The organism is Aestuarium sp. (genome assembly GCF_023253315.1).
Taxonomy (GTDB): Bacteria; Pseudomonadota; Alphaproteobacteria; order Rhodobacterales; family Rhodobacteraceae; genus Marivivens; species Marivivens donghaensis.
The window spans coordinates 49,330-61,345 of record NZ_JALRGW010000017.1 but is presented as its reverse complement, the minus strand read 5'-3'; the positions used below and the strand labels follow the sequence as shown (position 1 = coordinate 61,345).

Below are 12,016 nucleotides of genomic sequence, written 5' to 3'. Positions count from 1 at the left end.
CTGATGCCGCCGCTTTGGAAGCATTGCGTGCGCGCCTCGCAGATGCAGACGCCGAAATTACAGCGATGACATCCTCACGTGCGGACAACTGATCCAGCAGACGGTCAAGTTCAACGCGCAGCGCATGGGTCAGCGCATTCACAGGCGGAGAGGCAAGCACAATGACCGCAACGCCATCGCGCATTCGGAATTTCACTAAATTCGACAAACTGCCCAAGTCCTACTCACCGACTGCTCTGCCAGACTTTGGGCCCGCGCAGAGGCAAAGAGCAAGCCTTTGCCGCCGTTTCAGGTGCAAAAACAGGCATTTCGCAGGAATTCACGCTTTTTTCGTCGCCTCAGCGCCACATCCTAGATCGGCATATTGTCAAATTGGGCTTCGACGGCTTCGTCGATCAGGCGCATATCCAGATCCTGTAGACGTGGCGGAACGGGGACGCCTTCGTCCGCCATTTGTTTCAGGATCGCATGATATTCAGGTTGGAGCCGATGCCGATGCGCGGCATCGCGCTGCATGTCGTCAAGGATGGCGTAGAGTTTTGCTTCGAGTTCGTGCCGTGTCATGTCCGCTCCTCTTGGGTCGGTCAGCGGGACTGCCCCGCTGAATAACCCAAGGTAACGCCGCGCGGATCACCGCGCCATGACACACGTCAAGGTGCGGCAGGAACTGGACAGAAGACTTCGTACAGACGTTCCAGGATCGGACCAACGCGCGGGTCCGCCAAACGGTAACGAATGGTGCGGCCTTCACGATCGCAAGAGACCAAGCCCTCGGACCGCATACGTGCCAACTGACCCGATACATAGGACTGCGACGCGCCGAGCATCTCTTCGAGCTCGCCAACACACCGCTCTCCGGGAAGAAGAGCGCAAAGAATACGCAAGCGAGCGGGGTTCGAAAGAACCTTCATCACTTCTGCTGCTTCGTCTGCTGCCTTATCCATGGCCTCCGCCGTGATTGCCAGATCGTCCATTACGTCCTCATAAATTTAATAAACCACATATTAAACTATTGCAATACGTGACCAGTGCTCTATTTTCTGTGCCAGACGAGCTAGCAAAGAATCTGGTCAGGACCGCTGCAATGTCCAATACGCCAAAGGTTCGGCTTCGTCCGCGATTGTAACGCAGATAACGCGAAACACATCGTATTTCAAATATAACGACGCTGAAAGGTGTCGTTCCTTATGTAAATGGGTCGTTTGCCCACTCTCGCCAACTCTTGGGAACTAAACAGGACAAAAAATATGCAGATTGAATGGATCTTCGGCCTTGCCGGAGGTGTGCTCATTGGATTGGGCGGTGCCGTATACCTTTTGGTGAACGGGCGCATCATGGGGGCATCGGGCATCATCGGTGGAATCGTTGACGGCAGCGCTGGCAACCAAAAGGCCGAACGCGCGTGGTTCCTTGCTGGCCTTTTCGGTGTCCCGACCGTGCTCGCCCTCCTCTTTGGCAACCTCCAAGGTGACGGCCCAGCACAAACCTATGCCACTGAAAACCTCTGGGCGGTCGTCGTGGCTGGCCTCTTGGTCGGCGTCGGCACACGGATCGCGAATGGCTGCACCTCGGGTCACGGGGTTTGCGGTATCTCGCGCCTGTCGCTGCGTGGCATCGTCGCCACCGTCTTTTACATCGTCGCAGGCGGCTTTGGCGTGATCCTGTTCAAACATTTGCTGGGGTGGGTATGATGCGTAATCTCTTTTCCGCGATTTCTGGCGGCCTCTTTGGTGCTGGCCTTTTCGTGTCTGGTATGACCGACACCCGTAAGGTCCAAGGCTGGCTCGACGTGTTCGGCGAATGGGACCCGACGCTTGCCTTTGTGATGGGTGGCGCGATCATTCCGATGTTCTTTGCATGGCGTTGGACCGAAGGCCGTATGCCCGCCTTGGGCGGTATGTTCCCGCCGAAACCGAATCCGGTGATCGGTCGCAACCTCGTCCTCGGGTCCACTCTGTTCGGATTCGGCTGGGGTCTGGTCGGCCTTTGCCCCGGTCCGTCGATTGCTTCGCTCTATTATGGTGGCATTCAGGGTACAGTTTTCGTCCTCGCGATGGGCGCAGGCATGTGGTTCGCACCTTCGATCAAAGCACGTCTGGACGGAGCCGCTCCGGCGGTTTAATCCTGCGCTATGGATATACGCACGATCACTGACAGCTATGCTGTGACCCCGCAAATCACCCCCGAAGACCTCGACGCGATCAAAGCGGCAGGGTTCGTGGCGGTTATCAATAACCGTCCCGATTCGGAGATCCCGCCGGAGTGGCAGTCTGACGCGATGAAGATCGCCGTTGAGGGCGCAGGATTGACCTATGTGGTCAACCCGGTCACCCACGCAGGACTGAACATGGACATGGTCGCGTTGCAGATGGCGACCATCGAGTCCGCTGGTGGCCCTGTGCTGGCCTATTGCGCATCGGGCACACGGTCGTCGATCGTTTGGTCCTTGGGTATGGCAGGCAAAATGCCTACCGAAGCGATCATCAACGCGACTGCACGTGCAGGCTATGACCTCTCAGGTCTTGCTGCCCGTATCGATGGCCTCGCTGAGGGGTAAGGGCGCTGCCTGACGGGGCGGATTAGCCACCGTCACCTCTGACAATTGCGCGGGCTGTGCGGGTTCAATCCGCACGGCCCGTTGCCCCGCCATCTGGCCCAAACGGCCCATGGCGACACAGGTTCCATCTGGCCCTTCCAGACGCACCGAACCGACCGTCGCCCCGTAGAGCGGCACAACAGCCCCCACAGACAAACCTTCGACCTGCGCTAGCGGCAGCGAAATCCGTGCGAGGATGCCGTTCAGTTGCGCGTGGGTTTCTAGAACCGACTGACGCAAACTATCGGACCATTGGGTCGACGGTTCTTTGGCCTGCGGCTTCGGCGCTGGAGGAAGTGCAACCACCAACTCAGCCGCGCGGGAAGTGTCGCCAAACCTGATGGCAAACCGCACAACGCGATAGGTCGTCGCGGCCAATATCATAGGCACCTGACGAGGTGTGGGGATCGGTGCGCCGATCGTCACCGCCGTGAGCCAGTCGACCAGATCGGTGTCCGCCAATCCTCCCATCAGGTTTTCAAAACAGGCGGCCAAAAACGGCAAACACAACGCGCGATCTGTGGCGGTCATTGGACGCGCTGCCGTCTCACGATCCACCACACGACCAATCGTCTGTATCTGCGTCAGCGCCGCGACGAGCGTTGGATCACAGGCCAACAGCCCCACAGCGATCCCACGGTCGAGCCCTATAATCACCCCGTCAGACAGCGACGCCGCGAGGTCGTCCACATCAACCTCGGACAACGCAACATCGACGGACACAGGAACACCTAACACCCGATCAAACGCCCGCACGACCGCCAACCGCAAGGCGCGGTCGGGCGTCCCAACTGGCGCGTCGGGGGGCTTGCGTAACATGCGGTGTAAGACGGGCGTATCCATGGCCCGCTGACATTATGCCTCAGCGCGTTAGCGCGGGGTTAACGGCGGCTGGCAAAACGACACGAAACGCAGCACCACCCTGCCCCGGCAGGTAAGTGATTGTGCCACCCAAACGGGTCATAATCTCGCGGCAGATGGCGAGGCCAAGGCCCGCACCGCCCGCTTTGCGATGATCAGAGAGCCGCGAGAATTTCTCAAAGATCACCTGTTGGTTCTCTTTGGTGATCCCGGCGCCGTTGTCGATGAAATCAACGACCCATTCGCCAGCGACCTTGCGCGGCTCAATTCGCAAAACAGGACGCTTTGCATCGCAGTATTTGCCCGCGTTTGCGATGAGGTTGATAAAGACCTGCGTCAGACGATCCAGATCGGTGTAGAGCGGAATGGTCTCTTCGCCATCGCGCCGTTTCACCGTGATCGCCGTGGGGCTATGCGCCGTCGCCGAAACCGCACGATCAATGACTGTCTTAAGGTTGCCTTGCGCCATGTTCAGCGTCACCTGACCGTTTTCCAACACGCTGAGGTCCAACAAATCGTCGAGCAAGCGGGTCAACCGCATCGCCTCATCATGGATGATGCCCGAATATTTCGACAGTTCATCGTCTGACATTCCGCCTTCGCGCAGGATTTCAGAGAAGGATCGGATTGAGGTCATCGGCGTCCGCAGTTCGTGGCTGATCTGAGACAGGAAGGCGTCCTTCTGGATCGACAACTGGGTGAGTTTTTCGTTGGCATCGCGCAGCTGGCGGGCGGTGCGTTCTTGCTCTGCCGACTTTTGCTCCAATCGGTTGGAGTATTCCATGATCTGCGCGGCCTCGTCCGCCACGGCGATCAGGTCCTCAACGGAAACGGACGCACCTTGGATGAATTGACCAACCATCGCGTGGGCTGTTGCGGCCCCCACCGACCCTGCCAATTCCCGCTCTAGGTTTTGGACGAATTCTGGCGTCACCTCGGGCAGATAGCCCGCCTTCCCCTGCCGCTGCGCCTCTTGCTGGAACAGAACCTGCGCTTCGTTCGAACCAAGGATACGCTGCGCCATAATCAACAAATCTTCGGCCTCAGCAGTTGAGGTCGTCCACGCCCGCGCCCCTTCGGAGTGTTCAAAGATGTTGACGAATTGCGCACCCTGCAACCGTTCCAGCGGCTGCGGGAAGGTCAGGACAGAGCCAAAGAAAAACGCGACAGAATTGAGCAGCATCGACCACATCAGCGCATGGATCAACGGGTCGATTTCCGTGATCCCAAAGAGCGCCTGCGGACGGAGCGCCGCAATCCCGAACGGCCCGTGATCAATGACCGTTTGCGGCAGAATACCATCAGGCCCAAAGGACGGCAGGAACAGCGACCATGCCCAGATGACAAAGCCGACGGTGATGCCTGCCACAGCACCCCAACGGGTCGCACCACGCCAGAAAATCCCGCCGATCATCGCGGGGAGAACCTGCACGACGCCTGCGAATGAGATCAGACCGATGGCGGCGAGTGCTTCACCGCCACCCGAAAGGCGGAAGTAAATGTAACCGAGCAGCAGAACACCCGCGATGGACAGGCGGCGCGCGCCGATCACCAACTGACGGATATCGCCAGAGACCACCGCCCCCGGCCCTTTGGACGAAAGCCAGAGCGGCGTCACGATGTGGTTCGAAATCATGGTCGCCAGCGCAATCGTTGCCACGATCACCATTGAGGTCGCGGACGAGAACCCGCCAAGGAACGAGAAGATCGCCAACCCGTCTAACCCTTGGCTCAGCGGGATGGTCAGAACGAACAAGTCGGGGTTGGAGCCTTCGGGCAGGATTTTCAGACCCACCACCGCAATCGGCACGACGAAAAGGCTCATCGTCAGGAGGTAAAGCGGAAAGGCCCAGCTCGCGGTGACCAGGTTCTTTTCATCGGCGTTTTCGACGACTAGAACCTGAAACATACGCGGCAGGGTCAGAAATGCAGCGCCCGATAGGAACGTCAGCCCCACCCAGCGGCCGCTGGATTGCTGCCATTGCGCGATGTCAGATGTGTCGATCAGGTCAATCATCGGGCCAAAGCCGCCCGCGACGCCCCAGACCACAAAGACCCCAACCGCAACCAAGGCGCAGAGTTTCACCACCGCCTCAACCGCGATCGCCATAACGATCCCGTGGTGACGTTCGTTCGCATCAAGGTTTCGCGTGCCAAAGATGATTGTAAACACGGCAAGGCCCAAGGCGACCCATAGGGCGGAACGGGTCAGGTCTTCGCTCAACCAGCTGTCGCCTGCCGCATCGGCGAAGACCGCGAACGACAGCGTGACAGACTGGAGTTGCAGCGCGAGGTAGGGCGTGGCGGCCACCACCATCAACAGCGTCACCATCACGCCCAGCGCGGTCGATTTTCCGAACCGCGATGACACGAGGTCTGCGATCGATGTGATCCGCTGGCTGCGCCCGATCCGCACCAATTTTCGCAGAACCCACCACCAGCCGATCATCACAACCGTCGGACCGAGGTAGATCGTCAGATACTCTAGCCCCGACCGCGCCGCATAGCCCACCGCGCCGTAAAACGTCCAAGCCGTGCAATAGATCGACAGAGAGAGCGTGTAGATCCACGGTGACCGCAGCCACGCGCCCGACCCCTTTTCCGCGCTTCGTTCGGCAGCAAAAGCGATGACGAAAAGGAACGCGACATAGGCGAGCGCCACAGCCAGCAGGAGGTTAAACGACACCATCACCGATCATCGCTCCGATCAGTGGCCAGAAAACGAGCGATCCCTGCCGAAATGCCCAGAGCGCAGAACCAGACGGTAAAGAGATAGATCAGCGCATCCGCCGTGCCGAGTTCGCCATTTCGGTCCCACAATAGCGGAATACAGAAAAGAATCCCGATTAGAACAGGCAGCACACGCGCCACGTCACGCATACGGCGGCGGCGATATCCTGCGCGTTCGAGAAAGGTATTTTTGGTAGGCCGCGCCATCGCGCTTAGTCACGCACCAAGGCGCGCACGCTTTCCAGAACTTCAGCGTTCGAAAACGGTTTGGTCATGAATTGCGTCACACCGAGCCGTTCAGCCATCTCGCGGTCTCGGGTTTGGCCCCGCGCGGTCAGCATCAGAACGGGCAAGTCTGTGGTTTCGGGGGACTCGCGCAGGTCGCGCAGAATATCAAAGCCGCTTTTGCCAGGCAGCATAACGTCCAAAATGATCAGATCGGGCGGCGTCGCAGTGATCCGTTCGTTTGCGGTTTCACCATCAGAATGGGTATGCACGGTCCACCCGTCTCGCGACAGGATAAAGCTGATCGCTTCAATGATGTTCGGTTCATCTTCGATGACCAAAACCCGTTTTGCCATTCCTCAGCCCCTCCCAAGACGTCGGTTTCCGCCTGACTATCACCGTATTAGGCGCCACTGTCAAAGCTGTGATTGTTAAACCGCATCCTCGTTCAAGATCGACGGTTCGCGGCGGGCGCGGCAACCACTGCGGGGACAAATTCGGCAGGATGTGCCGACAGGATCGGCAGGACCGCCCGAGGGTGTCACCGACCGCACCAGCATTACGGCCTCCATCGTTGCGGGCGCGTCAAAGCTCGCGGCGCCTGCGGGGGACGCAATCGCATAGCAACGGAACCGCCCGCCGCCCTCAACCGGCAACTGCACATCACGGCGAATGGGCTGCATCGGTTGGCTGAAGGCACGGAACAGCGGCCAGAGCGGACAGGCTGCCGCTGCACGCGGCAAGCCGAAACCAGAGACCTGACGCTGCAATGTAATCGCCCCCGCCGCATCGCAGATCACGAGGCCAAAGGCGGGATGGCCGCTTTCGGACGGCAAAGTCGCGAGCCGTCGCATCGCCGCCGCCAAAGGCACGCCAAAACGACCCGCCAACAGCGCAGGATCATGACCGACCTCAATCGCTGCCGCCGAGAACTCTTTGAGGGGCATTGTTTCAGCATCGGCGAGGTAGCGCGTCCTATAATCCGCTAACAGGGCCGACGCCGCCTTGGACCGTAGCATCGGCGCACGTTGGGGCGCCCCATCGCCCTCAAGATACGGCAAGTGGAACCCCTGCGCATCCAGGTAGGTTTCTAATTCTTCTTGAGGGGACAGCGACGCGGTGCCCTCTTCGCTCGGCGCATCGAGGTAGGACACAAGCGCCCGCGAGGCTTCGGCCAAGCGCTGACTGTCCTCATATATATTACGGTGGAACCGACGTTCCCAATCGCGGTCGATGTCATCGTCACTAACAAGGATCGACGCCGCAGATCGGATCGAGGTCACCGACGAAATCACCTCGTGCAAGGATGTCGCCAGCTGAGGGTCGTGGGCCAGTCGGTCGGTCAACACTTTGACCCGCGCCTCTAGTTCATCGATCCGCTTATCCTGACGCACAACGAGCGAGGCCCAACCGATGAAACGGCCCGCGAAATCCTCTGTCCGCGACACCTCTGCCCCAGCAGCCCGATCCCGCGCAGCAGAAGCGCGCAACTGATCCAAGAGCGCCGTTTCCGCCCCTTCGGTCAGCGCAGATGGGTCTACTTGCATCGCCCGCGCGAGGTCATTCAGCAGTTTTCCCGCGATTCTGCGACGGTTATGTTCGATCAAATTCAGGTAGGAGGCCGATATTCCGACCGCATTAGCCAGATCAGTTTGTCGTATACCAAGGTCGACACGCCGTTCGCGAATTCTGGACCCTGTTAACTGGCGCTGCACCATCGTGATTCCTTCAACGTTTTCAGTCTGTTTCCGCACCTGCGAGAAAACGATTTTACAACGTATACCATGGCATTGTGATTTTCTTTACAAAAAAATCATTATATCCAAGTGACTTGTTGCCCGATTTTCGAAACTCCCTTGATAATGAACTTGCATGTAAAAATGCCTTTCGCATCGGGAAGGAGGAGCCCGGCGCGGATTTTCACAATAGGGAGGATAATAATGTCCAATAAATTCTCGCGTCGTGGCGTGCTGAAGTCTGGCGCTATCGCCGGCTCTGGCCTGCTTCTGCCGACTTACCTACGCGCTGAAAGCCACAGCGGCTTTACCAATGCCCCAACAGGCAGCGAAGTCGTGTTTGGTTTCAACGTTCCGCAAACTGGCCCCTACTCTGAGGAAGGTCTCGACGAACTGCGCGCATTCCAGCTTGCTGTTGAGCACCTGAACGGCGAAGGCGACGGCGGTATGCTGAACACCTTCTCGTCCAAAGCACTCGATGGCGCTGGCATCTTGGGTAAGAAAGTGACCTTCGTCACTGGTGACACCCAGACCAAATCTGACGTTGCACGTGCATCCGCACAGTCGATGATCCAGAAAGACGGCGCAGTGATGATCACTGGCGGTTCGTCCTCGGGCGTGGCTGTTGCTGTTCAGGGTCTGTGTCAAGAAGCTGGCGTGATCTTCATGGCCGCTCTGACCCACTCGAACGACACAACCGGTAAAGACCGCAAAGCAAACGGTTTCCGTCACTTCTTTAACGCCTACATGTCGGGTGCTGCTCTGGCACCGGTTCTGGGCAACGTCTATGGCACCGAGCGTCGCGCGTATCACCTGACCGCTGACTACACTTGGGGCTGGACACAGGAAGAGTCGATCGCGGCATCCACCGAAGCTCTCGGTTGGCAGACCGTTGAGAAGGTTCGCACACCAGTTGGCGCAGGCGACTTCTCGTCCTACATCGCACCAGTTCTGAACTCGGGCGCAGATGTTTTGATCCTGAACCACTACGGCGGGGACATGGTGAACTCGCTGTCGCAAGCAGTTCAGTTCGGTCTTCGTGATAAGATGGTGAACGGCAAGCAGTTCGAAATCGTTGTTCCGCTCTACTCGGAACTGATGGCGGCTGGTGCTGGTTCGAACATCCAAGGCGTATACGGTTCGATGAACTGGAACTGGCAGCTGCAAGACGCTGGCACCCAGGCCTTCGTAAAATCGTTCGGCGAAAAATATGGCCGTCCGCCTTCAAACGCTGCACACACCTCGTATGTTCAGACCCTGCTCTATGCAGATGCTGTAACCCGCGCAGGCACCTTCAACCCATGTGGCGTTGTCGAAGCTCTCGAAGATTTCGAATTCGACGGCATGGGCAACGGTCCGGTTCTGTACCGCGGTGCAGACCACCAGTGCTTCAAAGACGTTCTGGTTATGAAGGGCGCAGAGAACCCGACCAACGAATACGACACGCTGGAAATCGTTGAAACGACCCCGCGTGCTCAGGTCGAATACGCACCGGATCACCCGATGTTCGCCGGTGGCGACCTCGGTCAGTGTAACCCGGGCGCTTAATCACCACTCACATAGGCCGGTCGCGCACAATGCGCGGCCGGTTCGCCCCCGTCAACGCACGGGGGTTCAGCCACTCCCAAGACAGGGCGGGGACAATGGACGCTATTATCCTGCAGTTTTTCAATGGCCTTGAAAAAGGCTCGGCCTACGCGCTGATCGCGTTGGGCCTTACTCTCATCTTCGGCACATTGGGTGTTGTGAACTTTGCGCACGGTGCGCTGTTCATGATCGGCGCCTTCTGCGCTGTGACCTTGCGCAAGGTTTTCGAAATTTCGAAAGTCTCGCTCGATCCGACCAAGACCGACTTCTTGGGCAAACCTCTCGAGGTTAAGACACCCTATGTCGAGGCATGGTTCGGTGAAACCATCGGGTCTGCGATGATCAACTATTCCGTGCCGCTGGCCATCCTACTGACCATCCCCGTGATGCTCTTTGTCGGTTGGGCGATGGAGCGCGGACTGATCAAACACTTCTACAAACGCCCTCATGCGGACCAGATCCTTGTGACCTTTGGTCTGGCGATCGTGCTGCAAGAGATCGTGAAGTATTTCTTTGGCGCGAACCCAATCCAGATGATGGCACCGTCCGACTATTCGGGCACCGTGAACATCGGAGCGATGTTGGGCATGGATATTTTCTATCCTGTGTGGCGTTTGGTTTACTTCTTCTTCTCGGCTGTGATCATCGGCGGCGTCTTTGCCTTCCTTCAGTTCACCACCTTCGGGATGGTAGTTCGCGCAGGTATGGCTGACCGTGAAACGGTGGGCCTTCTGGGGATCGACATCGACAAACGCTTTACCCTGATGTTCGGCCTTGCTGCTGGCGTCGCGGGTCTGGCGGGCGTGATGTATACGCCGATCCTGTCGCCGAACTACCACATGGGTATGGACTTCCTCGTGCTGTCCTTTGTTGTGGTGGTCGTAGGTGGCATGGGTTCGCTTCCGGGCGCTGTGGCCGCGGGCTTCCTCTTGGGCATTCTGCAGTCCTTTGCATCGCTCAACGAAGTCAAAGCGATCATCCCCGGCATCGACCAGATTATCATCTACCTCGTCGCCATCGTCATTCTACTTACCCGTCCGCGTGGCCTCATGGGTCGCAAGGGCGTGATGGAGGACTAATCCATGTTCGGCTTGAACCAAAAAGACACCAAATTCCTGCTGATCGTGGTCGCGCTGACCTTGCTGACGCCGTTCCTTTTGAACCCTTTCCCCACGGATAGCGCGATGGCGCAGTTCAACGCGGGTTATCCTGCGCTGATGCAGCGCTTTGCGATCTACGGCCTGATGGCAATCGGATTTAACATCCTGTTCGGTCTGACAGGCTACCTGTCGTTCGGTCACGCAGCTTTTCTGGGCGTGGGGTCCTACTCTGCGGTCTGGATGTTCAAACTCCTGTCGATGAACATCCTGCCTGCAATCATCCTCGCGATGATCGTATCGGGCCTCTTTGCTCTAGCTATCGGTTACATCAGCTTGCGTCGCTCGGGCATCTACTTCTCGATCCTGACGCTTGCGTTTGCAGAGATGAGCTACCGTCTGGCCTATTCGGTTCTGACACCGATCACCAACGGCGAAACGGGCCTTCAGCTAAACCTGAACGACCCCCGAATCCTCGACGGTGCGGCGGATACGAGCTCTCTGCCTGTGCCAGGTCTGTTCGGCATGAAGATGAACAGCACCTACACGCTGGACATCGGCGCATGGAGCTTTGACTTCAACGTGGGCTTCTACGTCTGCGCGGTCATCGCGATCCTTGGCTTCTACATGTCGCTGCGGATTTTCCGTTCGCCGTTCGGCATGATGCTGCGTGCGGTCAAATCGAACCAGCAGCGTATGAACTACACGGGCCTGAACTCGCGTCCCTACACGCTGGCAGCTTTCGTGATCTCTGGCATCTATGCTGGTCTGGCTGGCGCATTGCTGGCTGCGATGGACCCGCTGGCTGGTGCAGAGCGTATGCAGTGGACTGCGTCCGGCGAGGTTGTTCTTATGACCATCCTCGGCGGTGCGGGCACCCTGATGGGTCCTGTGCTGGGCGCTGGCTTCATCAAATACTGCGAAAACATCTTCTCAAAGATCAACGAAACCATCCTGCACAGCTGGTTCAGCTTCTTGCCTGACAGCCTCGAGTCGGTCGTCGTTTGGTTCTTTGCCCGCTTTGTGGGTGAAGGCTGGCACCTGACCTTGGGCGTGCTGTTCATGCTGATCGTTATCTTCTTGCCGGGCGGCCTCGTTGAGGGTGGCCAGCGGATTGCCTCTTGGTGGAAAAACCGCGGCAAAGACGAAGATTCCTCTAACCAGCCTGCCGAATAAGGAGAGAA

Annotated in this window: 14 protein-coding genes; 6 read left to right on the top strand and 8 right to left on the bottom strand. The window is 58.1% G+C overall.

Annotated features, from left to right (window positions below; translation table 11 throughout):
* The 3 genes from AC1QQ2_RS09945 to AC1QQ2_RS09935 form a co-directional block, all read right to left on the bottom strand.
* Window positions 1-184 (bottom strand): hypothetical protein (locus AC1QQ2_RS09945; protein ID WP_479712997.1); only part of this gene is annotated, 184 nt, incomplete at its 3' end.
* 167 nt (window positions 185-351) lie between these two features.
* Window positions 352-564: a hypothetical protein gene (locus tag AC1QQ2_RS09940; protein ID WP_479712996.1), complete on the bottom strand. Its 213-nt coding sequence runs from the start codon at window positions 562-564 to the stop codon at window positions 352-354.
* An 86-nt stretch (window positions 565-650) separates the two neighbouring features.
* Window positions 651-974: an ArsR/SmtB family transcription factor gene (locus AC1QQ2_RS09935; RefSeq protein WP_067548182.1), complete on the bottom strand. Its 324-nt coding sequence runs from the start codon at window positions 972-974 to the stop codon at window positions 651-653.
* A 273-nt stretch (window positions 975-1,247) separates the two neighbouring features.
* Between AC1QQ2_RS09935 and AC1QQ2_RS09930 the strand changes: the two genes are divergently transcribed.
* Genes AC1QQ2_RS09930 through AC1QQ2_RS09920 form a run of 3 tightly spaced genes read left to right on the top strand, consistent with a single transcriptional unit; the run spans window position 1,248 to window position 2,557 of the window.
* A complete protein-coding gene (locus AC1QQ2_RS09930; protein WP_479712995.1) occupies window positions 1,248-1,691 on the top strand; it encodes a YeeE/YedE family protein in 444 nt (147 codons plus the stop codon).
* Window positions 1,691-2,122, top strand: coding sequence for a DUF6691 family protein (locus AC1QQ2_RS09925; protein ID WP_249943536.1), 432 nt, complete (start codon window positions 1,691-1,693; stop codon window positions 2,120-2,122). Before AC1QQ2_RS09930 ends, AC1QQ2_RS09925 begins: the two co-directional genes overlap by 1 nt.
* A gap of 9 nt (window positions 2,123-2,131) precedes the next feature.
* A complete protein-coding gene (locus AC1QQ2_RS09920) occupies window positions 2,132-2,557 on the top strand; it encodes a protein tyrosine phosphatase family protein (RefSeq protein WP_105235601.1) in 426 nt (141 codons plus the stop codon).
* On the opposite strand, the gene AC1QQ2_RS09915 is transcribed toward AC1QQ2_RS09920, so the two are convergent.
* From AC1QQ2_RS09915 to AC1QQ2_RS09895, 5 genes are all read right to left on the bottom strand, one after another.
* Complete coding sequence (locus tag AC1QQ2_RS09915) at window positions 2,516-3,415, bottom strand: FliM/FliN family flagellar motor switch protein (protein WP_479712994.1); 900 nt, start codon at window positions 3,413-3,415, stop codon at window positions 2,516-2,518. The two genes, AC1QQ2_RS09920 and AC1QQ2_RS09915, sit on opposite strands and share 42 nt — an antisense overlap.
* Window positions 3,416-3,458: 43 nt before the next feature.
* Window positions 3,459-6,146, bottom strand: a complete 2,688-nt coding sequence (locus tag AC1QQ2_RS09910; RefSeq protein WP_479712999.1) for an ATP-binding protein — start codon at window positions 6,144-6,146, stop codon at window positions 3,459-3,461.
* Window positions 6,146-6,394 (bottom strand): hypothetical protein, encoded by a 249-nt coding sequence (locus AC1QQ2_RS09905; RefSeq protein WP_105235604.1) that lies wholly within the window; start codon window positions 6,392-6,394, stop codon window positions 6,146-6,148. The genes AC1QQ2_RS09910 and AC1QQ2_RS09905 overlap by 1 nt, the downstream gene beginning before the upstream one ends.
* A gap of 5 nt (window positions 6,395-6,399) precedes the next feature.
* Window positions 6,400-6,768: a response regulator transcription factor gene (locus AC1QQ2_RS09900; protein ID WP_067548200.1), complete on the bottom strand. Its 369-nt coding sequence runs from the start codon at window positions 6,766-6,768 to the stop codon at window positions 6,400-6,402.
* Between the two features lie 75 nt (window positions 6,769-6,843).
* A complete protein-coding gene (locus tag AC1QQ2_RS09895) occupies window positions 6,844-8,166 on the bottom strand; it encodes a short-chain fatty acyl-CoA regulator family protein (protein ID WP_478242135.1) in 1,323 nt (440 codons plus the stop codon).
* A 186-nt stretch (window positions 8,167-8,352) separates the two neighbouring features.
* Here AC1QQ2_RS09895 and AC1QQ2_RS09890 point away from each other — a divergent pair, with 186 nt between their 5' ends.
* The 3 genes from AC1QQ2_RS09890 to AC1QQ2_RS09880 all read left to right on the top strand — a co-directional run bounded on the left by AC1QQ2_RS09890 (window position 8,353) and on the right by AC1QQ2_RS09880 (window position 12,008).
* The gene (locus AC1QQ2_RS09890; protein ID WP_249943533.1) at window positions 8,353-9,696 is read left to right on the top strand and encodes a substrate-binding protein; all 1,344 of its coding nucleotides are present in this window, start codon (window positions 8,353-8,355) and stop codon (window positions 9,694-9,696) included.
* A 95-nt stretch (window positions 9,697-9,791) separates the two neighbouring features.
* Complete coding sequence (locus tag AC1QQ2_RS09885) at window positions 9,792-10,814, top strand: branched-chain amino acid ABC transporter permease (RefSeq protein ID WP_479712993.1); 1,023 nt, start codon at window positions 9,792-9,794, stop codon at window positions 10,812-10,814.
* A gap of 3 nt (window positions 10,815-10,817) precedes the next feature.
* A complete protein-coding gene (locus AC1QQ2_RS09880) occupies window positions 10,818-12,008 on the top strand; it encodes a branched-chain amino acid ABC transporter permease (protein ID WP_105235608.1) in 1,191 nt (396 codons plus the stop codon).
* The last annotated feature ends 8 nt before the right edge of the window (window positions 12,009-12,016 follow it).

Bases quoted from the DNA above. Each gene is read 5' to 3' on its own strand.
- AC1QQ2_RS09940 (WP_479712996.1), bottom strand. From the start codon at position 564: ATGACACGGCACGAACTCGAAGCAAAACTCTACGCCATCCTTGACGAC.
- AC1QQ2_RS09935 (WP_067548182.1), bottom strand. From the start codon at position 974: ATGGACGATCTGGCAATCACGGCGGAGGCCATGGATAAGGCAGCAGAC.
- AC1QQ2_RS09930 (WP_479712995.1), top strand. From the start codon at position 1,248: ATGCAGATTGAATGGATCTTCGGCCTTGCCGGAGGTGTGCTCATTGGA.
- AC1QQ2_RS09925 (WP_249943536.1), top strand. From the start codon at position 1,691: ATGCGTAATCTCTTTTCCGCGATTTCTGGCGGCCTCTTTGGTGCTGGC.
- AC1QQ2_RS09920 (WP_105235601.1), top strand. From the start codon at position 2,132: ATGGATATACGCACGATCACTGACAGCTATGCTGTGACCCCGCAAATC.
- AC1QQ2_RS09915 (WP_479712994.1), bottom strand. From the start codon at position 3,415: ATGTTACGCAAGCCCCCCGACGCGCCAGTTGGGACGCCCGACCGCGCC.
- AC1QQ2_RS09910 (WP_479712999.1), bottom strand. From the start codon at position 6,146: ATGGTGTCGTTTAACCTCCTGCTGGCTGTGGCGCTCGCCTATGTCGCG.
- AC1QQ2_RS09905 (WP_105235604.1), bottom strand. From the start codon at position 6,394: ATGGCGCGGCCTACCAAAAATACCTTTCTCGAACGCGCAGGATATCGC.
- AC1QQ2_RS09900 (WP_067548200.1), bottom strand. From the start codon at position 6,768: ATGGCAAAACGGGTTTTGGTCATCGAAGATGAACCGAACATCATTGAA.
- AC1QQ2_RS09890 (WP_249943533.1), top strand. From the start codon at position 8,353: ATGTCCAATAAATTCTCGCGTCGTGGCGTGCTGAAGTCTGGCGCTATC.
- AC1QQ2_RS09885 (WP_479712993.1), top strand. From the start codon at position 9,792: ATGGACGCTATTATCCTGCAGTTTTTCAATGGCCTTGAAAAAGGCTCG.
- AC1QQ2_RS09880 (WP_105235608.1), top strand. From the start codon at position 10,818: ATGTTCGGCTTGAACCAAAAAGACACCAAATTCCTGCTGATCGTGGTC.